14 protein-coding genes and 1 tRNA gene are annotated in these 20,037 nt (G+C 72.3%); 11 read left to right on the top strand and 4 right to left on the bottom strand.

Annotated elements, in window-relative coordinates; genetic code table 11:
* Positions 1-615: 615 nt before the first annotated feature.
* Both ACFFF6_RS17815 and ACFFF6_RS17810 read right to left on the bottom strand, forming a co-directional pair.
* Positions 616-2,319 (bottom strand): polysaccharide deacetylase family protein, encoded by a 1,704-nt coding sequence (locus tag ACFFF6_RS17815; RefSeq protein WP_376982846.1) that lies wholly within the window; start codon positions 2,317-2,319, stop codon positions 616-618.
* 267 nt (positions 2,320-2,586) lie between these two features.
* The gene (locus tag ACFFF6_RS17810; RefSeq protein ID WP_376982845.1) at positions 2,587-4,110 is read right to left on the bottom strand and encodes an aspartate ammonia-lyase; all 1,524 of its coding nucleotides are present in this window, start codon (positions 4,108-4,110) and stop codon (positions 2,587-2,589) included.
* 87 nt (positions 4,111-4,197) lie between these two features.
* Between ACFFF6_RS17810 and ACFFF6_RS17805 the strand changes: the two genes are divergently transcribed.
* From ACFFF6_RS17805 to galK, 3 genes are all read left to right on the top strand, one after another.
* Complete coding sequence (locus tag ACFFF6_RS17805) at positions 4,198-4,488, top strand: DUF3017 domain-containing protein (protein WP_376982844.1); 291 nt, start codon at positions 4,198-4,200, stop codon at positions 4,486-4,488.
* Positions 4,489-4,595: 107 nt separating this feature from the next.
* Entirely contained in the window at positions 4,596-6,164 is a 1,569-nt protein-coding gene (locus tag ACFFF6_RS17800; protein ID WP_376982843.1) for a threonine/serine exporter family protein, read from the top strand.
* A 144-nt stretch (positions 6,165-6,308) separates the two neighbouring features.
* The gene (galK, locus tag ACFFF6_RS17795; protein WP_376982842.1) at positions 6,309-7,550 is read left to right on the top strand and encodes a galactokinase; all 1,242 of its coding nucleotides are present in this window, start codon (positions 6,309-6,311) and stop codon (positions 7,548-7,550) included.
* 103 nt (positions 7,551-7,653) lie between these two features.
* On the opposite strand, the gene ACFFF6_RS17790 is transcribed toward galK, so the two are convergent.
* Complete coding sequence (locus ACFFF6_RS17790) at positions 7,654-8,730, bottom strand: adenosine deaminase (protein ID WP_376982841.1); 1,077 nt, start codon at positions 8,728-8,730, stop codon at positions 7,654-7,656.
* 22 nt (positions 8,731-8,752) lie between these two features.
* Positions 8,753-10,003 (bottom strand): pyridoxal phosphate-dependent aminotransferase, encoded by a 1,251-nt coding sequence (locus tag ACFFF6_RS17785; protein ID WP_376982840.1) that lies wholly within the window; start codon positions 10,001-10,003, stop codon positions 8,753-8,755.
* Positions 10,004-10,267: 264 nt separating this feature from the next.
* Here ACFFF6_RS17785 and ACFFF6_RS17780 point away from each other — a divergent pair.
* The 8 genes from ACFFF6_RS17780 to ACFFF6_RS17745 form a co-directional block, all read left to right on the top strand.
* Positions 10,268-10,340, top strand: a tRNA-Trp gene (locus ACFFF6_RS17780).
* Between the two features lie 63 nt (positions 10,341-10,403).
* A complete protein-coding gene (gene secE / locus ACFFF6_RS17775) occupies positions 10,404-10,664 on the top strand; it encodes a preprotein translocase subunit SecE (protein WP_376982839.1) in 261 nt (86 codons plus the stop codon).
* Positions 10,665-10,734: 70 nt separating this feature from the next.
* On the top strand, positions 10,735-11,613 hold the full coding sequence (gene nusG, locus ACFFF6_RS17770) for a transcription termination/antitermination protein NusG (RefSeq protein ID WP_376982838.1): 879 nt from the start codon (positions 10,735-10,737) through the stop codon (positions 11,611-11,613).
* 92 nt (positions 11,614-11,705) lie between these two features.
* Positions 11,706-12,137 (top strand): 50S ribosomal protein L11, encoded by a 432-nt coding sequence (gene rplK / locus ACFFF6_RS17765; protein ID WP_376982837.1) that lies wholly within the window; start codon positions 11,706-11,708, stop codon positions 12,135-12,137.
* A gap of 5 nt (positions 12,138-12,142) precedes the next feature.
* The gene (gene rplA / locus ACFFF6_RS17760; protein ID WP_376982836.1) at positions 12,143-12,862 is read left to right on the top strand and encodes a 50S ribosomal protein L1; all 720 of its coding nucleotides are present in this window, start codon (positions 12,143-12,145) and stop codon (positions 12,860-12,862) included.
* A gap of 521 nt (positions 12,863-13,383) precedes the next feature.
* Complete coding sequence (gene rplJ / locus ACFFF6_RS17755) at positions 13,384-13,899, top strand: 50S ribosomal protein L10 (RefSeq protein WP_376982835.1); 516 nt, start codon at positions 13,384-13,386, stop codon at positions 13,897-13,899.
* 151 nt (positions 13,900-14,050) lie between these two features.
* Entirely contained in the window at positions 14,051-14,437 is a 387-nt protein-coding gene (gene rplL / locus ACFFF6_RS17750) for a 50S ribosomal protein L7/L12 (protein WP_376982834.1), read from the top strand.
* A 233-nt stretch (positions 14,438-14,670) separates the two neighbouring features.
* On the top strand, positions 14,671-20,037 hold a 5,367-nt coding region (locus ACFFF6_RS17745), incomplete at its 3' end, for a S8 family serine peptidase (protein WP_376982833.1).

Here is a 20,037-nt window from a genome sequence, read left to right as displayed (position 1 = left end):
TGTCGCCGTCTCAGCGGACGTCCCGGCCCCGGCCATCGTCCACCCCGCCCGCTTCTGGCTCATCCGCGGTCAGCGGCGGTGGTGGTGGGGGCAGAGCTGACCGCCGATGAAGCAGCTCGTGGGGCTTCTGCTTCATCGGCGGTCAGCGGTGGCGGTGATGGGGCGGGGGTGACCGGGGATGGCGCAGATTGCGGGGGTTTCTGCTCCATCCACGGTCAGCGGATGACCGGGGCGGGCCTCTGCCTCATCGGCGGTCAGCGGTCGGGGGACGGGCTGACCGGAGACGGTGCAGACTATGGGCCTCTGCCTCATCCGCGGTCAGCGGCCAGCGGTGACGGGGCGGAGGCGACCGGGGATGGAGCAGATTGCGGGGCTTCTGCCTCATCCGCGGTCAATGAATGGCCAGGGTGGGTCTCTGCCTCATCCGCGGTCAGTGGCCAGCGGTGACGGGGCAGGGGTGACCGGGGATGGTGCAGATCGTGTGGGTCTCTGCCTCATCCGCGGTCAGTGGTGGCGGTTGTGGGGCAGGGGTGCCCGGGGATGATGCAGATTGTGGGGTTTCTGCCTCATCCGCGGTCAGCGGATGACCGGGACAGGCCTCTGCCTCATCGGCGGTCAGCCGTTGCCGTCCCCGGCGGAGCCTGCATCCTCGTCCTCGGCACCGCCGCCGTCGGAGGCCTGCCCTTCGGGGGCGACCGGCTCGCGCAGCTCGGTCTCCGCGGTGACCGGGCCGGTCATGTAGTGCTTGCCGGCGAACATCTGGTTCTGGCCCAGCTCCGAGCAGGTCAGCGTGGTCATCTCCTGCTGGCCGAACCATTCGAGGATCGCGGGGACCGCGTCGATCGTCGGCGCATGGATCTCGTGCATGAGGATGATCGAGCCCCGGCGCGTCGTCGAGGTGACCAGCTCGATGTTCTTGTCGCGGTCCTTGTTCTGCCAGTCCAGGCTGTCGACGTCCCAGATGTGCACGCTCTCGCCCTCGGCGCCGCAGGCGAGATCCGTCTTCTTGCTGCGCGCACCGTAGGGGGGACGCATGACGTAGGGGCGGCGACCGCTCGCCCCGGCGATCGCCTCGGCGGGCCGGGACAGCTGGCTGGCGAGCTTCTCCGGGCTCTGCCGGGTCAGCTGCGGGTGGGACCAGGAGTGCGAGCCGACCTCGTAGCCGTCCGCCGCCGTCTTCGAGACCAGGTCGGGCCACTCCGCGACGGACTGTCCGATCAGGAAGAAGGTCGCGGTGTCCCGGGTCTTCAGCAGCTCCTCGCGGAGACGCTCGTTGAGCTCAGGGGCGGGGCCATCGTCGAAGGTGAGGGCGACGGCCTTCAGCCGGCCCGCGTCGGGGGCGACAGCGGTCGCGGGACGCACGCCCGGTCCGGACAGGGGCGCCAGCTGCGAGACGGGACCGGCGCCGTCGCTCTCCCGGGCGGCCTGGCCCTGCGTGATCACGTCGGGCAGCTCGAACTCCTTCTTCCCGGAGGTCTCCTCGCCGCCGGGCACCGCGACCGCGGCCCGGTCGAAGTCGGCGGGGGAGGCGACGGCCTGGGCGACGGCCGTGCCGAAGTCCGACCACAGCGGCTCGGCATCGGCCGCGGGGATGGTCAGCAGCGCCTCGGCCCGCTTCTCGCCGATGGTCGCCGCAGGCATCAGCACCTGCAGGGACCCGTCCTGCGCCGGGAGCAGGGCGGGGCCGTTGCCCCAGGGGCGCGGCTGCTGCTGGAGCTGCTCGGCGGTCGCGGCGGGGTCCAGGCCCGCTGCGGTCGCGGCGGCATCGACGAGGCCTTCGAACGCCTGCCACTTCTCCGGGGCGATGAGGGCGGGGGAGGCGAGCGCGCGGTCGCCCTCGGCCCGATACCAGATCAGCGCCGTCGAGGAGCCGGCGGCGTCGGTCACGTCCAGGAGGATGCCCAGCACCCCGGCGCCCGCGGCGACGATCCGTCCCGTGACCGTCAGAGCCGCGGGATCGCCCGCGTACAGCGCCTCGCGCAGGAGCTTGTTCACGCACACGTCCACGGCCTCGTTCAGGCCGCGTGCCCCCGGCGCGAGCGGCACGGAGATCGTGCGCTCGATCGGCCCGGAGAGGTCCAGGACGGAGGCCTCGGGCACATGAGCGGCCTGATCGGGCAGCGCGCCGACGAGCGCGCGCAGGTCGCCGGTCGGATCCGGGGCGGGGGGATCCTCGGCCGCGCCGCCCTTCCCGCCGCCGTCGCTCCCGCCCGAGCCGGAGCCCCCGAGCAGCCCCGACAGCGGACCGTCGCCCCCGTCCATCAGCGCGCCGACTCCGACGGCGCCGGCGGCGCCGACCACCACCAGGGCCCCGGTCACCCCGATCACCAGTCCACGACGCGACGGGCCGCGCTCATGCCGTCCGCCCCCTGCATGCTGACTCACTGCCATCCCCCTCGGAGGTTGTCGATCCAGACCTCCCACGCTACCCCCCTCTCCCGGGCCCGATGCAAGGCGACATGCCTCCGCAGGGAGTCGGGGCGGGGGCCGGGAGGGAGGCTGCCGGGGGGCAGCGGGAGGGTCGGGCGGGCGCGGACTCCCACCGGCGCGATGGAGCGGCGGTCCGGGACGGGCTGCCGCGGCAGCTCAGACGGTGCCGTCCGGGTCGCTCAGATCATCCAGGACCAGATGCGACATCTCCCCGGACTCGGTGGCGGGGTCCGCGATCACCGGGATGGTGCCGGTGCGGGTCGCCCGATGCGGGGAGGTCATGCTCGCCGGCGACAGGACCGCCTCCAGATGCGCGGCGTCCAGCAGCCCGGCCTCGAGCACGAGGTCCGCGACCGGGCGTCCGGTCTCCAGGGCCCGGCGGGCGATCTCGGTGGAGGCGCCGTAGCCGATCACCGGCACGAGCGCGGTCACCACGCCGATCGAGCGCCGCACGTAGCCGTCGAGCACGTCCCGGTTCGCGGTGATGCCGCGGATGCAGCGCTCGGCGAGGGTCGTCATCGCCGTGGTCATCACCTGCGTCGACTCGAGGATGTTGTAGCAGATCACGGGCTCGAACGCGTTCAGCTGCAGCTGCCCGGCCTCCGCTGCGAAGGTGACCGTCAGGTCGTTGCCGATCACCTCGAAGGCGACCTGGTTGACGACCTCGGGGATCACCGGGTTCACCTTGCCGGGCATGATCGAGCTGCCCGGCTGCACGGCCGGCAGCACGATCTCGGAGAAGCCGGCGCGCGGTCCCGAGGACAGCAGGCGCAGGTCGTTGCAGATCTTGGAGATCTTCACGGCGATGCGCTTGAGCACGCCGGAGAAGGTGACGAAGGCGCCGGTGTCGCTCGTGGCCTCGACCAGATCGGCGGCCACGATGAAGCGGCTGCCGGTGATGCGGGAGAGCTCCGCGGTCGCCATCTGCGCGTACCGGGGATCGGAGGTGATGCCGGTGCCGATCGCGGTCGCTCCCAGGTTGATCTCCTGGAACAGCTTCGCGGTGCGGGTCAGGCGCTCCACGTCCTCGGAGATCGTCGTCGCCCAGGCCGCGAACTCCTGGCCCAGCGTCATCGGCACCGCGTCCTGCATCTGGGTCCGACCCATCTTCAGCACGTCCGTGAACTCCTCCGACTTCTCGCGCAGCGCCCCGATGAGGGTGTCCATCGCGTCGGCCAGGGCCGGGAACGACAGCATCATCGCCAGCCGCACCGCGGTCGGGTACACGTCGTTCGTCGACTGGCCCAGATTCACGTGGTTGTTGGGGTGCAGATGCTCGTACTGGCCCTTCTCGTGGCCCAGGATCTCCAGCGCGCGGTTCGCGATCACCTCGTTCGCGTTCATGTTCGTGCTGGTCCCGGCGCCGCCCTGGATCATGTCCACGACGAAGTGCTCGTGCAGGGCGCCGTCCGCGATCTCGACGCAGGCCTGCTCGATCGCATCGGCGAGCCGAGCATCCAGCGCGCCCAGGCGCCGGTTCGCGATCGCGGCGGCGCGCTTGACGTGCGCGAGGGCGACGATCAGCTCGGGGAAGTGGGCGATGGTCACGCCCGTGATGTGGAAGTTCTCCTGCGCGCGCAGGGTCTGGATGCCGTAGTAGGCATCGGCGGGGACGTCGCGGTCGCCGAGCAGATCGTGCTCGGTGCGGAACGCGGCGGGGGCGGACGAGGGGATGCTCATCGCGGGGAGTCTCCTGGTGAGGATGTCGACAACGCTGGTGACGCCCGCCAGCCTAGCGTCCCCGGGAAGGCGCCGTAGGCTGGCCCTGTGACCACCCCGCGCTCGCCCTACACCCTGCGTGCGGCCCTGCGCCGTCAGACGGTCCTCGTGCTCGCGCTGCTCGCGCTCGCCGTGGTCGTCGCGGTCGGCGCGAGCGGCCGGGCGCCGCTGGCCGGGCTGCTGCTCGCCCTGCTGCTGGGCGTCCTGGCGCTCCTGCGCGCTGTCGCGCCCACCGCCGTGGTCGGCGCGCTCGCGGTGCGGGGCCGGGTGACGGACGTGGCCGTGCTGGGCCTGCTCGCGGCGGGCGTCGCGGTCGTCTCGGGTGCGCCGAACCTCTAGACCCTCGCGGCCCTCCGCGCGGGTGTGACGAAGCCGTCGGAGGGCGCTGCCCCGCGGGCCCCCGTCCGGGTTCCGGGAGGCGGCGCCGATGTGACACGATCTCAGCCGTGTCCACCGACATCGCCCGACTCCACGCCGTCTTCGATCTCGCGATGAGGATCGGCGAGGGGATGCTGTCCAACGGCGCGGCCGCCTCCGAGGTCACCTCGACCGTGCTGCGCGTGACCAGCGCCGCCGGCCTGCGCAGCGTGGCCGTGCAGGTGACCTTCGACGAGGTCTCGATCTCCTATTTGCCCGATGACCGCTCGACGCCCTTCACCAGGATCCGCGCCGCCGGACACCGCGCCCAGGACTTCGCCCGCCTCACCGCCTTCGAGGAGGTCACCGAGGGGTACGTCGCCGGGGACATCCCTCTCGAGGAGGCGCGCGCCCGGGTCGCGGCGATCCCGCTGGAGAAGCCGCATTACCCGTTCCTGCTGGTCGCCGCGGGTTTCGCCGTCATGGGCGGGGGAGCGGCGCTGAGCTTCGGCACCGACCTGGTCGTCATCCTCTTCGCGACCCTCGCCGCCGGTCTGCTGACCGTCGTCGTGGACCGCCTCTCCCGGCTGCGGCTGCCGCTGTTCTACGGGCAGGCCGCCGGCGCCCTGGTCGGCATGCTCGTGGCCGCGGTCGTCTCCTTCGTCCATCCGGGCGTGAACTCGTCCGTCGTCACCGTCGCCTGCATCATCGTCCTGCTCGCGGGCCTGACCTCCATTGGCGCCATGCAGGACGCGATCACGGGCTGGTACGTGACCGCCTCGGCCCGCATCCTCGAGACGATCATGCTCACGGTCGGCGTGGTGATCGGCGTGCGCGCGGGCATGGTGCTCACGGACCTCATGGGCGCGGACCTCTCCGTGACCACGGCGATGCCCGTGACGCTGACCTCGGCGCTCATGGTGCTCGTCTCCGGTGCCGTGATGGGCCTCGGCTTCGGGGTGGCGACGTACGTGCCGCTGCGGCTGCTGGGCTGGGGCGCGGCCGGGGCGGCCGCCTCCTCGGTGATCTCGCACGGGATCGTGGGCCTCGGCATCGACCGGGTGTGGTCGGTCGCGGCGGCCTCGCTGGTGGTGGGCGTGATCTCGGTGATCCTCGCCCGTCGCCTGCGGGCCCCGGCGCTGCTGTTCGTGATGGCCGGCGTGGTCCCCCTGGTCCCGGGCAGCCGCATCTACCGCGGGCTGCAGGGCCTGGGGAGCGATGTGGTGGAGGGATCCGTCGAGCTGATGAGCGCGGCCGGGATCGCGATCGCCATCGCCGGCGGGGCCGTGCTGGGCCAGCTGCTGGCCTCCCGCCTGCTGCGCCCGCGCACCCGCTCCGCCGTGTCCTTCACCCCGGTGATCGCGGCGCCGTTCACGACCCTGCGTCGGCGCCGCCTGTCGATGGTGCCGCGCCGTCGGCGCCTGCGCACCGCCCCGGAGATCAGCGTCGAGCCCTCGACCATGACGGGGGAGATGACCAGTCTGCCCCCGGAGATCGCCGATGCCCTCGAGGCCGACCTCGATCCGCCCGAGCACGCCGTCCGCACGACTCCGGCGCCCGGACAGGGCTGGGAGCCCCGGCCGCCCGGCAGGCGCCCTGAGGACGGGACGGCGGAGGCCTCGGGCCCGTCCGCGGACCAGCCGCCCCAGCACCGCTGACCGCGTCCGCGACATACTGGAGGACAGGGGAGCTGCCCGGTGCGGCCCCTGCCCGCCCCGACCGGAGCCCCGGCCGGGCCCGCCCGCCTCGGCACGGCCGCTGACGCCGTGCCGTCGCCCCCCTCTCGTCCCGGAAGGACCCCGATGAGCGCGCACGCCACCCCCCGCCCCGACCTCCTCTCCGCCGCCCCGGAGCGGGCCGACGCGCTCGCCCGGGTCCGCACGCTGTTCGAGGAGACCTTCGGCTCGGCTCCCGACGGCGTGTTCTCGGCGCCCGGCCGCGTCAACATCATCGGCGAGCACGTCGACTACCAGGACGGGCTGTGCCTGCCGATGGCGATCTCGCATCGCTGCTTCGTCGCCGCGGCCCGGACCTCCACGGGACTGCTGCGCATGCGCTCTGCGCAGGCCGAGGGCGTGCTCGAGGTCCCGATCGCGGAGCTGGACCCGGCGCGGGCGGGCGGCTGGACCGCCTACGTCGAGGGTGTCGTCTGGGCTCTCGCCGCGCGGATCGCCGAGACCGAGGGGACCAGCGGCGCGGGGCTCGACCTCGTCGTCGACGGCTACGTGCCCCTGGGGGCGGGGCTGTCGAGCTCGGCCTCCCTCGAGTGCGCGGTCGCCGAGGCGGTCACGGCCCTGCTGGACCTGGGGACGACGCCGCTCGAGCGGGTCCGCGCCTGCATCACCGCGGAGACCGACTATGCGGGCGCCTCGACCGGAGGCCTGGACCAGTCCGCCTCGGTGCTGTGCCAGGCGGGGCACGCCCTGCTCCTGGACTGCCGCGACTTCTCGACTCGTCCGGTGCCGTGGGACCTCGCGGGCCAGGGTCTCGCGCTGCTGATCACCGACACGCGGGCAGAGCACTCCCATGTCGACGGCGAGTACGTGGCCCGCCGCCGGGACAGCGAGACGGCCGCGCGCCTGCTGGGCGTCCCCACCCTGCGCGATGCAGAGCACGCCGGGCCCGAGCAGCTCGCCGACCTCCTGGCCCGCATCGACGACGCGACGATCCGCCGTCGTGCGCGCCACGTGCTCACGGAGATCGAGCGGGTCCGCGAGTTCGACCGCGTCCTCGCCTCCGGCGGCGTCCGCGAGAACGTCGCGCGGCTGGGAGAGCTGCTGAACGCCTCGCACGACTCGCTGCGCGAGGACTACGAGGTCACGGTGCCGCAGCTCGACGTCGCCGTCGACGCCGCCCGGGCGGCGGGAGCCCACGGCGCGCGCATGACCGGCGGCGGCTTCGGGGGCTCCACGATCGCGCTGGTCGAGGCCGATGCCGCGCTGGACGTCGCGGCCGCGATCGAGGCCGCCTTCGTCGAGCAGGGCCTCGCCGCGCCCGTGTTCTTCCTGGCCCTCCCCTCCGCCGGCGCCGGCCCCGAGGTCTGATCCTCAGGTCGGCCGGTTCCGTGCCCGGGTCGGAGCGAGGGAGACCACCGGTCGGTCCTCGCCCTCTGCTCCGTCCTTCCTGGGGTCCGCGGGCCGCGCCGGCTCAGGGCGGGGCGTCGAGCCAGGCGGCCACGCCGGCCAGAAGACGATCCCGGGTGGCCTGATCCGCGCGGCTGATCCGGATGGAGGAGGCGGCGAGGGCTGCGAGCTCCGCGTCGTCGAAACCGATCCGGCGCGCCGTCTCGTACTGGTCCAGCAGCCGGGAGCCGAACAGCAGCGGGTCATCGGCCCCCAGGGCGACCTGCACCCCGGCCTCCACGAGGCGGCGCAGCGGAACGTCCTCCGGTCGAGGGCACACGCCGAGCGATGCATTCGATGCCGGACAGACCTCGAGCCCGATCCCGGCCTCCGCGATCCGCGCGAGCATGCGCGGATCCTCGGCGCTGCGCACGCCGTGGCCCAGCCGGTCGGGGCGCAGGTGCGCGATCGCCTCGGCGACGTGATCGGGCCCCAGCAGCTCGCCGCCGTGCGGGAACGATCCGAGACCGGCCTCACGGGCGATGCGGAAGGCGGGGGCGAAGTCGGAGGTCGTGCCGCGCCGCTCGTCGTTGGAGAGGCCGAAGCCGATCACGCGGCCGGTGCTGCGGGCGGCGAGGCGCGCGAGGGTGCGGGCGTCCAGGGGGTGCCGGGTGCGGGAGGCGGCGACGATGACGCCGATGCTCACGCCCGTGGCGCGCTCCGCGGCCGCGGCCTCGTCCAGGACGATCTCCAGCGCTGGGGTCAGGCCGCCGACGAAGGGGGCGTAGCTGGTGGGGTCGATCTGCAGCTCGAGCCGACCGGAGCCCTCGGCGGCGTCGTCCTCGGCGGCTTCGCGGACGATCCTGCGCATCGCCTCCTCGGAGTCGACGACCGCCCGCGCGGTGTCGTACTGGCGCTGGAAGCGGAACCAGCCGCGACGGGTCGGCTCGACGTGCAGCGCCTGGTCGTCGACGAGGCTCGCGGGCAGGCGGAGGCCGCGGGCCCGAGCCATCTCCCGCAGGGTGCTGATCCGCATCGACCCGGTGAAGTGCAGGTGCAGATGCGCCTTGGGCAGGGCGGCGAGGTCGCGCCCGGGAGCCGCCGTGCCGGGCGACCCGACGTCCGACCTCCCCGCTCCTGCCACGGCGCGGGGGATGCTCACGTGCCGGAGGGGGATGGGCGCCTCACTCGGCCAGCAGGGCGGCGAGGCGGTCGACGCCCTCGACGAGGTCGGCATCGGCCAGGGCGTAGGAGAAGCGCAGGTGCCCGGGGGCGCCGAAGGCCTCGCCGGGCACGGCCGCGACCTCGGCGTGCTCGAGGACCGCGGCCGCGAGCTCCGCGGAGGTCTCCACCCGGGTGCCGCGGATCTCGCGTCCCAGCGCACCGGTGACGTCCGGGAAGGCGTAGAAGGCCCCGGTCGGGGTGGGGACGGCGAAGCCCTCGATCGCGGAGAGCTTCTCGAGGATCAGCCTCCGGCGCCGGTCGAAGGCCTCGCGCATGGCCACGACCTCGTCCATCGGCCCGCTGAGGGCGGCGAGGGCCGCGCGCTGGGACACGTTCGAGACGTTCGAGGTGAGATGCGACTGCAGATTGGCGGCGGCGGCGATGACGTCGCGGGGCCCGATCATCCAGCCCACCCGCCAGCCGGTCATCGCGAAGGTCTTGGCCACGCCGTTGAGCAGCACGGTCTGATCGGCGAGCTCCGGGACCACGGACAGGATGGAGGTGAAGAGCACGCCGTCGTAGGTGAGGTGCTGGTAGATCTCGTCGGAGATCACCCAGATGCCGTGCTCGAGCGCCCACCTGCCGAGCTCCTCGATCTGGGCGGCGCTCATCACCGAGCCCGTCGGATTCGAGGGCGAGCACAGCAGGATCGCCTTGGTCCGCTCGGTGCGGGCGGCCTCGAGCTGTTCCAGGGTGGGCAGGTAGTCCTGGTCCGCGCCGGCGAGGACCGGGACGTCGACCGCGCCGGCGAGGCGGATCGCCTCGGGGTAGGTCGTCCAGTACGGCGCGGGGAGGATGACCTCGTCGCCGGGGTCCAGCAGCGTCGCGAAGGTCTGGTAGACGGCCTGCTTGCCGCCGTTGGTGACGAGCACCTGGGCGGGCTCGGGAGTCCAGCCGTCCGTGCGCGAGGTGGCCTCGGCGATCGCGGCACGCAGCTCGGGGAGGCCCGCGGCGGGGGAGTAGCGGTGGTTGCGGGGATCGGCCGCGGCCTCCTGGGCCGCCGCGACGATGTGCGCGGGCGTGGGGAAGTCGGGCTCCCCGGCGCCGAAGCCGATGACGGGACGTCCGGCGGCCTTGAGCGCCTTCGCCTTCGCGTCCACGGCGAGCGTCGCCGACTCGGAGATCGATCCGATGCGGCGCGAGACGCGGGCGCGGGGAGCGGAGGACGCGGAGGAGGGCGAGGGGCTGGCGGCAGCGGTGTTGTCGGTCACGGGAGCTATCGTCTCAGAGCGCCGGGCGCCGTGCCAGGTGTTCCGTGTGAAGGGACGGGAGGGGACGTGGAGGGGCTGTGCCCGGCTCCGGGGGAGCCGGGCGGTCGGCGCGAGGCGGGAATGTGATGTGCGCCGTGATCCGCGGTCGACGGATTCGCACCGGACGCTCGGCGTGGGTATGCTGGTCGTCGGCCCAGCGCGGGCCGCTGCTCCGGTAGGGGCGGCGGGATGCGAGGGGCTCCTCGCCGGATCCCGGTCCGGTGGAGGGCAGTGGCGCAATTGGTAGCGCAGCGGTCTCCAAAACCGCAGGTTGCAGGTTCGAGCCCTGTCTGCCCTGCTCGTCCGATCAGGTGGCCCTGGTCGGATGCGGATGACCACGACGAGATCGGACAGTCCACACGTGAGTGCCAGCCAGCAGCATCCCGAGACCGCCGAGCGCGGTCCGGATCAGGGTTCCTCGAACCCCATCCTGGCTATCGGGCTGTTCATCCGTCAGGTCATCGCCGAGCTCAAGAAGGTCGTCGTCCCGACGCGCACGGAGCTGATCGTGTACTCGATCACCGTGCTCGGCTTCGTGTTCGCGATGATCATTCTGATCTTCGGCCTGGATTACGTCTTCGGCGCCCTCGCGCGGATCGCCTTCGTGGCCCCGGATCAGTGAGTCCGCGCCGGGCGTGATCGGGCAGGAGGGGCCGGGCCCGATCCACAGCCAGAAGGAAAGCAGGTTCACGGTGGCGAACGAGCAGTCCACTGACTCGCAGCAGGACTCCTACGACGACGTCGACGACACCCTCGCCTTCTCGTCGTCCGCTCCGGCGACCGATGAGCGCTCCCTCGACGCGGATGCCGCCGAGGTCGAGGACATCGAGGTCTCCGGCGAGGACGAGGTCGACGGACCCTCCCTCGAGGATGCGCCCGAGGACGCGGACGTCCAGGACGCACCCGCGGCGGAGGACGTCTCCGACGAGGACGAGCCCGCCGCCGAGGCCCTCGAGGAGCCCGAGGCCGAGGACCCCGCCCTCGCGCTGAAGCGCCAGCTGCGCTCCGCGATCGGCGAGTGGTACGTCGTGCACTCCTACTCGGGTCATGAGAACCGCGTGAAGTCGCAGCTCACCACCCGTATCGAGACCCAGAACATGGAGGACTTCATCTTCCAGATCGAGGTCCCCATGGAGGATGCCGCGGAGATCAAGAATGGTCAGAAGAAGATCGTCCGTCGCGTCCGCGTCCCCGGGTACGTCCTGGTGCGCATGGACCTGACCGACGAGTCCTGGCGCGTGGTCCGCGACACTCCGGGCGTGACCGGCTTCGTGGGCAACGCGACCGATCCGACCCCCCTGACCTTCGACGAGATCTACTCGCTCCTGGTGCCCTCGCTGGGTCTGCCGGAGAAGAAGCGCTCCTCGTCCTCCGCCGCGAAGAAGGCCGAGCAGAAGATGCCGGCCTTCGAGGTGGGCGAGTCCGTGACCGTCATGGACGGTCCGTTCGAGACCATGCCCGCCTCGATCTCCGAGATCGATCCGGTGCATCAGAAGCTCCGGGTCCTCGTGTCCATCTTCGGACGCGAGACCCCGGTGGAGCTGGGCTTCGACCAGGTCGCCAAGATCTGATCGGAGCCCCGGCTCCGGCGCCGTGAGGCGCCGCCCGTGGGAGGAGCACTGATGAGCTCCGCCCGAACCACGACAGAACGAAGGAGGAGCAGATGGCTCCCAAGAAGAAGATCGCGAGCATCATCAAGCTCCAGATCCAGGCCGGCCAGGCCACGCCTGCGCCGCCCGTGGGTCCGGCGCTCGGCGCCGCCGGCGTCAACATGATGGAGTTCGTCAAGGCGTACAACGACCGGACCGCCGACCAGCGCGGCAATATCATCCCGGTCGAGATCACCGTGTACGAGGATCGCTCGTTCACGTTCATCACGAAGACCCCGCCGGCCGCGCAGCTCATCAAGAAGGCCGCCGGCCTCCAGAAGGGCTCGGCGACCCCCCACACCGACAAGGTCGGCAAGGTCACCCAGGCGCAGGTCCGCGAGATCGCGGAGACCAAGATGCCTGATCTGAACGCGAACGACATCGAGGCCGCGGCGAAGATCGTCGCCGGCACCGCTCGTTCCATGGGCATCACGGTGGAGGACTGACGACAATGGCATTCCGCAGCAAGGCTTACCAGGACGGCGCCGCCAAGATCGAGGCCGGCCGCCTGTACTCCCCGCTCGACGCTCTGCGTCTGGCGCAGAAGACGTCCCCGGCGAAGTTCGACGCGTCCGTCGAGGTCGCGATGCGCCTGGGCGTCGACCCCCGCAAGGCGGACCAGATGGTCCGCGGCACCGTCAACCTGCCCAACGGCACCGGCAAGACGGCCCGTGTGATCGTCTTCGCCGTCGGCGCGCAGGCTGAGGCCGCCGTCGCCGCCGGTGCGGACGAGGTCGGCGACGACGAGCTCATCGAGAAGGTCGCCGGCGGCTGGACCGACTTCGACGCGGCCGTGGCCACGCCGAACCTCATGGGCAAGGTCGGCAAGCTGGGACGCGTGCTCGGCCCCCGCGGCCTCATGCCGAACCCGAAGACCGGCACCGTCACGATGGACGTCACCAAGGCTGTGAACGACATCAAGGGCGGCAAGATCGAGTTCCGCACGGACCGCGCGGCGAACCTCCACTACCTCATCGGCAAGACCTCGTTCACCGATGCGCAGCTGGTGGAGAACTACGTGGCCGCCCTCGACGAGATCCTGCGACTGAAGCCGTCCTCCTCGAAGGGCCGCTACATCACCAAGATCACGGTGTCCACCACCATGGGCCCCGGCATCCCCGTCGATGTCAACCGCACCCGCAACCTGACCGAGGACACCGACGAGGCCTGATCTCACGCCTCCGGGTTCCCCGGACCGCGCGGGCCGGACCCCAGGCTCCCGCGGATCAGCGCCCCGCCCACCGCACGGTGGGCGGGGCGCTGCCGTGTCCCGTCCCTCCCGTGCCAGCTGGGCAGGTCCCGCGCGACGCGGGCTGCATGCCCACGTCGGCGTCCGGACACCGTCGCCACCTTCACGGCTGGTCGACGATGCCCGGACACCGGCCGTGCGCAGCGCGGGCTGTGACGCATCCCGCGCCCTCCCGCGTGGACCGGGGCACCGGCTCCCGGTACTCTGGACCTACCGAAGACCGCCGGTCGTCGTCCTCGCCACCGAGGCCGACCGAAGAATCCCGTACGGGAGAGCCTGCGCAGGTGAACCAAGGACCCCCGCGGTCCGCTCCGCCCCTCCCGGGGGTGGCATGCGGCCGCGATCGGAGCCCGGGCGCCTGCGCGTCCGGGCTCTTTCGTCATGCGCATGCAGATGCGCGGGGCCTCTTCCAGCCGGCGACCGAGACCTCTGGAAGGAGGGCCATGGCGAAGCCCGAGAAGGTGTCCGCCGTTGCCGAGCTCACGGACCTGTTCCGTGAGTCCGACGCAGCGGTGCTCACCGAGTACCGCGGTCTCTCCGTGCAGCAGCTGAAGACGCTGCGTCGTGCACTGGGAGCCGATACCACCTACGCCGTGGTGAAGAACACGCTCACGGAGATCGCCGCCCGCGAGGCCGGCATCGACGCGTTCGAGGGCAAGCTGGCCGGTCCCACGGCCATCGCCTTCATCAAGGGCGAGCCGGTCACCCCGGCCAAGGCCCTGCGTGACTTCGCCAAGGAGAACAACCAGCTCGTCGTCAAGTCCGGGTACTTCGAGGGCAAGGCCCTCACCGAGGACGACGTCAAGAAGCTCGCGGACCTCGAGTCCCGCGAGGTGCTGCTGGCCAAGGTCGCAGGCGCCCTCAAGGCGAACCTGTCCAAGGCTGCCGCCGTGTTCCAGGCGCCGCTGTCGAAGACGGTGCGCACCGTGGACGCGCTGCGGGAGAAGCAGGAGGCCTGAGCTTCGGCTCGGAGCATCACGCTTCCCCGCTCAGCGCGTCAGCGCTGAACACGGTCCGCCCGCCCATGCGGCGGACCGGCAGGACCAGGCGCTCCCCGCGCCGCACACAAGCCCCCGGGGCGACACGCCCTGAACAGGAAGGAACGTCATCATGGCGAAGCTCAGCAACGACGAGCTCATCGAGGCTTTCAAGGAGCTCTCCCTCATCGAGCTGTCCGACTTCATCAAGCAGTTCGAGGAGGTCTTCGACGTGACCGCCGCTGCCCCCGTCGCGGTCGCCGCGGCCGGTGCCGCCGGTGGCGAGGCCGCCGCCGCCGAGGAGGAGCAGACCGAGTTCGACGTCATCCTCGAGTCGGCCGGCTCCGCGAAGATCGCCGTCATCAAGGAGGTGCGCGCCCTCACGAGCCTCGGCCTGAAGGAGGCCAAGGAGCTCGTCGACGGCGCCCCCAAGGCGATCGTCGAGAAGGTGGCGAAGGACGCGGCCGAGAAGGCCAAGGAGCAGCTCGAGGGCGCCGGCGCCACCGTCACCATCAAGTGACCCTCTCGCCGGGGGCATGACCGCCCTCGGCATCGGCGTCGGAGGTACCGGCCACGGCCGGAGCTCTTCGATCACGGGCCGTCCCGCTCACGCGGGGCGGTCCGTTCCGCGTCTCCGGCGCCCGGACCGGGGGCGAGGTCACGATCCGTGACAGAAGCTCGTGTTCCCCTGTGCAGGGGCTGGGATTCGGATAGCCTGCGGAAGCCCGTGTCACCCTCATGCAGGGAGCTTCCGTGACCCCCCATCCCTTCCGTCGCGCCGGTGCTCTGACCGGTGCGCTCCTCCTCGCCGCGGTCGGTCTGGTGGGCCCCGCGGCCCTCGCCGATCCCGGCGACGACGACCCCGGGACATCGGCCGACGCTCCCGCAGAGCCCGGCGCGCAGCCGGCCTCGCCGCGGGTTCCCGTGATCGTCATGATGAAGCATCAGCCCGATGCTCCCGGCAGCGACGAGGAGAAGCGCAACCTCGCCGCCCAGGACCAGCTGCTGTCCTCGTGGACGCAGACCTACGGGATCGAGCTGGACTCCCAGTTCGGCTATCTCGTCAACGGGTTCTCCGCGACGATGCCGGCGGATCAGATCACGCTGCTGTCGACGCAGCCAGAGGTCGCCTCGGTGCGGCGCGAGCGCATCTACGAGCCTGCTGAGCACAGCGCCCGGCAGCTCGAGGGCGTGCCGACCGCCTTCGCGGAGCACGGCGCCGACGGGACCGGCACGGTGGTGGCGATCATCGACTCGGGGATCGATCCGAGCCATCAGGACATGCGCCTGGACGACTGCGCGGACGCGAAGATCCAGGAGATCGATCCCTCGCCGGAGTCGGAGTTCTCCTGCAAGGTCCCCACCGGGTACAACTACGCCGACGAGAACATGGTCGTCAAGGACCTGACCTCCTCGCAGCACGGCATGCACGTGGCCGGCATCGTCGCCGCCAACGGCTCCGAGGGCGAGGACCCCTCCGACGTGGTCGAGACCGGACGCGTCGACGGGGTCGCCCCGAACGCACAGCTGCTCGCGATGAAGGTGTTCTCCAACACCGGCGACCCGGGCGCGCGCGACTCCGACATCATCGCGGCGATCGAGGATTCGGTGAAGCTCGACGCCGACGTCATCAACATGTCGCTCGGCTCGCCGAACGGCTTCAAGAACGCCTCGGACGGCACGGCGCGGGCGATCGAGGCGGCGCGCGACGCCGGCGTGATCACGGTCGTCTCCGCCGGGAACGACGGCCAGAACTTCTCGCTCACGGGCGAGGACGACGACTACCTGGGACTGCTCGACGACGGCACGGTCGGCGCGCCGGGGACGCAGGGCAGCGCCTTCACGATCGCCTCGATCGACAACTCCGTCCAGACCAGCTTCGTGACGAAGGTGACGGGCCCGGACGGGGTGCAGGACGTGCCCTACGAGGCGGCCACCGGCACCTTCGACGACGCCGAGCATCCGCTCGTGGACGTGGGTCTCGGCCGGGTCGAGGACTACTCGGCCGGCCAGGACCTGGGCGGCGCATGGGCGCTGATCGAGCGCGGCGAGATCGCCTTCACGGAGAAGTATCAGAACGCGATCGACCATGGCGCCGGCGGAGTCGTCGTCTTCAACTCCGCCGAGGGAGGGGACGTCGTCTTCGGCATGGCGGGCGTGGAGGAGTTCAGCCTGCCCGGCATCGTCATGACCCACAGCGACGGGCTCGCGGTGCGCGCCTCCGTCGCCGCAGGGCCCTCCACGATCCGCGTGACCGAGGAGGTCGTGGTCTCGCAGCTGGACACGGCGCTGCAGCCCTCCTCCTTCACCTCCTGGGGCACCACCTCGAACCTGGACTTCGAGCCGGACGTCGCGGGCATCGGCGGCAGCGTCTACTCCACGCTGAACGATGATCGCTACGGCACCAAGAGCGGCACCTCCATGGCCGCGCCGAACGTGGCCGGCATGTCCGCGCTCATGGTCGAGAAGCAGCGCGAGGCCGATGCGGGGCTCGACGGTCCCGAGCGCGTGGACGCGGTCCAGGTCTCGCTCATGAACACGGCGCAGGTGCCGGTGGACGCCTCCGGCGTGCCGGCCTCGCCCCGGCAGGTCGGCGCCGGGCTCGCCCGCGTGGACCGGGCGCTGGACACCGAGGTCCTCGCGACCGTGGACGGGAAGGCCTCCGTCGCCCTGCGCGAGATCTCGGGGGAGCGCAGCTTCACGGTGACCCTCAGCAACACCGGCGACGAGGATCGCGACTACACGGTCCCCGCGGGACAGAAGGTCCTCGCGGAGACGAACGCGGCGGGGGAGCCGACCGCGGTGCGCGTGACCTCCGGGACCCTCTCGGCCGATGCCTCCACCGTGCACGTGCCCGCCCACGGCTCCGCGGAGGTCACCTTCACGCTGACCCCCGAGGGCGGGGCGGACCACTTCCTGGGCGGCTGGGCGAGCCTCACGGCCGCGACCCCGGACGAACCGGACCTGGCGATCCCGTACCTGGGCTTCCATGGCGACTGGAACGCCGAGCAGATCGTGACCCCGGACGGGGAGGAGCTCGTCGAGGGCCTCGGCGTGAGCACGCAGCTGGTCGGCTCGGCCGACGGGGCGACCTATCCGCTGCAGCAGGAGGGCTTCCGCCTCGCTCTGTCGCCGAACGAGGACGGCGCGCTGGACGCGATCTCGCCGCAGCTCGCGCTCCAGCGCAACGCCGCGGACCTCCGCTACGAGATCGTGCGCGCCGACGGCTCGCGCGTGAAGACCCTCGGGATGGAGCAGAACGCGTACCGCACGACGCTCGGCGACTATCTCGCGGCCGCGGACCCGCAGGCGGAGACGTGGACGGGGGCGACCTTCGACGGCACCGTCTGGGACGCCCAGGCGGCGGACTTCGCGGTCCTGCCCGACGGCGACTATGTCTACCGGGTCTCGGCGCGGCTCGCCGAGGACTACGCGTGGCAGAGCACCGACCTGCCCTTCCGCATCGACGCGACCGCCCCGACGGTGAGCATCGGAGCCCTCGAGGGGACCGTGCTGCCGGTGACGGTCGAGGAGACCGGCTCGGGGCTGCTGGGCGGCGTGGAGGCCGTCGCGGCCGACGGCACGGCGCTGCCGGTCGCGGAGGTGTCCGCGGGCCGCTACACCGTGCAGGTCGAGGACCCGGGAAGCATCCCGTACGTGACCGTGAGCGCCTCGGACCTGGGTCTGAACACGGGCACGGCCACGCGCGTCCTCTCCGCCTCGCCACTCGTGCTCGAGGACGAGGCGGCGCTGACGGCGCCCGGCGCGGTGCTCGGCGAGTCCTCGGACCTGATCACCGACGGAGTGCTGTCGCTGCGCGGCTTCGCGGCGGCCGATGTCGCCTCGGTCGAGGTCGCGGGCGAGGAAGCCGCCCTGGAGGACGGCAGCTTCGCGGCGGAGGTCGAGCTCGCCGAGGGCGCGAACAGCATCGTGCTGGTCGCCCGCAGCGCCGAGGGGACCGAGCTCGCCCGGACCACGCTCTCGCTGACCTATGACGCGACCGCGCCGCGGATCACGCTCGCCGACGGGATCGTGGGCGCGCAGGGGACGGTCGCGCTGGACGACTCCGGCTCGGTCACCCTGTCCGGCACCGTGGCCGATGAGCGCCCCGGAGCGCCGCTGTCGCTGCGCGCCGACGGCGAGGAGGTGCCGCTGGATGCGGAGGGGGTCTTCTCCACCACGATCACGCCGTCCGCGGAGCAGTCCGTCATCGTCCTCGAGGCGAGCGACGGCGCGACCGGAGGCACGCTGACCCTGCCGATCGAGGGCCGCCAGGCGACCGGGAGCACCGACCCCGGCGTGCAGCTCACGAACGTCGACTGCCTCGACGCGGCACGGGCCTGCTTCATCGCCGGGGACAGCCCGGACCTGGATGCGGAGGGCACCGGGTTCACCCTGCGCGGCACGGCCGATCCCTCCGTGACCTCGATCGTCCTCAGCCCGGCCCGGACCACGGCCGAGGAGGGCGGCTGGGCCGAGCGGAAGGAGATCGCCGCGGACATCGCCGCGGACGGCACCTTCGCGGTGACCTTCCCGGTGGCGACGGGACAGACGCATGTGCGGCTGGTGGCGACCGCGGAGGACGGCACCACGGTCCTCGACACCGGGCTCGCCTTCTACTCCGACGCCGTCGCACCGACCCTGCAGGTCGACGAGCCGGTGCTGCGCGGCGGCACCCTGTTCACCGCCCACGAGGACGTCCGCTTCGCCGGCACCGCGGAGGACGACGGCTGGGGCTATGCCTTCGCCCTGAACGAGTCGGTGGTCGCGGAGGTCTACGAGGGCACCGGGCTCGGCCCGGACTCCAACCGGCGCAGCTTCGAGACGGAGCTGCGGGTCGCCGACGGCGACATGCTCCTGGTCCGTCTGGACGACATGAACGGCAACACGCTCCTCGGCGTGATCCCGGTGGTCCTGGACGCGATCGCTCCGGAGCTGGGGATCGAGGGTCTGGCGGCGCAGGAGACGGTCCCTGCGGAGCGAGCGGTGACGGCGCGGGCCAGCGACGAGAACCTCGCGGCCCTGCGCGTGAGCGTGGACGGCGAGGTCGTCTCCGAGCAGGACACCGAGCTCGCCCTCGAGGAGGTCTCCGTCGAGGACGTCCTCTTCGACACCCGTGATCTCGGCGGCGATGCCGCGGAGGAGCCCGCGGGCGCGGGCTCCGACACGAGCTCCGATGCCGCGCGCGCCCCGGCGGCGCAGTCCTCGGACGGGGGCGGTGAGCAGGCGGCGCAGCCCTCCGACGGGGGCGGCGAGCAGCCGGCGACGGCCGAAGAGGCCGAGGAGGCCCCGGCGGAGCCGGTCACGGCGGCGGAGGCCGCGGCGGCGGAGGGCACGGCGCTCTCCGCGGCGCAGACGGAGCTGGAGGCGCGGGTCGATCTCTCCGATCTCCCGGCTGGCGCGCACAGCCTCACCGTGGAGTCCACGGATCTCGCGGGGAACGTGACCGCGCGGACCGTGCCGTTCGCGATCGCGGAGGACACGCTCGCGATCACCGGCCCGGATCAGGCCGTGCTGGAGGTGCACCGCGAGGTGCTCGGCGACCAGGCGTCGCTGGGGCGGCAGCTGCTGGCCTCCTACGCGGTCACCGCGGACGGGGAGCCCGCGGACGGTGCGCAGCTCGCTCTCGCCCCGGGCACGGTCCTTGTCGAGGGTGAGAACGCCGTGACCCTGGTGGCGACCGCGCCCGGACAGCAGCGCGTGGAGCGGACCGCGGCCGTGACGGTCGCGCTGAAGCAGGTCACGCTGCGCGACGGAGAGGTCTCCGCCACGAGCACCTTCCGCTCGGACGACGCGCTCACCGCGAGCAGCTCCGCCGGAGAGGACGGGGCCACCTGGACGCTGTCGAACCGGCCGGAGTTCGCGGTGCTCGAGGCGCAGATCGTGCTGCCGGCGCCCGAGGGCTCCGCGGTCGTCCGGGTCCTCGAGGACGGCACGCGGGTCTCGCTCGCGGCCACCTGGGCCGATGGTGCGCTGACGTTCTCCGGCCCCTCCCGCGGCACGTATCTGGTGCTCGCGCCCGCGGACGACGGCGACGGCGGCCCGGGCGATCCGGGCGAGGGGCCCGGCGACGGTCCGGGCGGCCGGCCCGGGACAGGCGCTCCCGGGACGGGCGGCGAC

The organism is Brachybacterium hainanense (genome assembly GCF_042434575.1).
Classification (GTDB): Bacteria; Actinomycetota; Actinomycetes; order Actinomycetales; family Dermabacteraceae; genus Brachybacterium; species Brachybacterium hainanense.
The sequence above is the reverse complement of the archived record's forward strand: the minus strand, read 5'-3'. Positions and strand labels throughout refer to the sequence as shown.

What these genes read in the sequence shown, in the direction of transcription:
- ACFFF6_RS17810 (WP_376982845.1), bottom strand. Translation starts at nt 4,110, where the DNA reads ATGAGCATCCCCTCGTCCGCCCCCGCCGCGTTCCGCACCGAGCACGAT.
- galK (WP_376982842.1), top strand. Translation starts at nt 6,309, where the DNA reads ATGAGCGCGCACGCCACCCCCCGCCCCGACCTCCTCTCCGCCGCCCCG.
- rplK (WP_376982837.1), top strand. Translation starts at nt 11,706, where the DNA reads ATGGCTCCCAAGAAGAAGATCGCGAGCATCATCAAGCTCCAGATCCAG.
- rplA (WP_376982836.1), top strand. Translation starts at nt 12,143, where the DNA reads ATGGCATTCCGCAGCAAGGCTTACCAGGACGGCGCCGCCAAGATCGAG.
- rplJ (WP_376982835.1), top strand. Translation starts at nt 13,384, where the DNA reads ATGGCGAAGCCCGAGAAGGTGTCCGCCGTTGCCGAGCTCACGGACCTG.
- rplL (WP_376982834.1), top strand. Translation starts at nt 14,051, where the DNA reads ATGGCGAAGCTCAGCAACGACGAGCTCATCGAGGCTTTCAAGGAGCTC.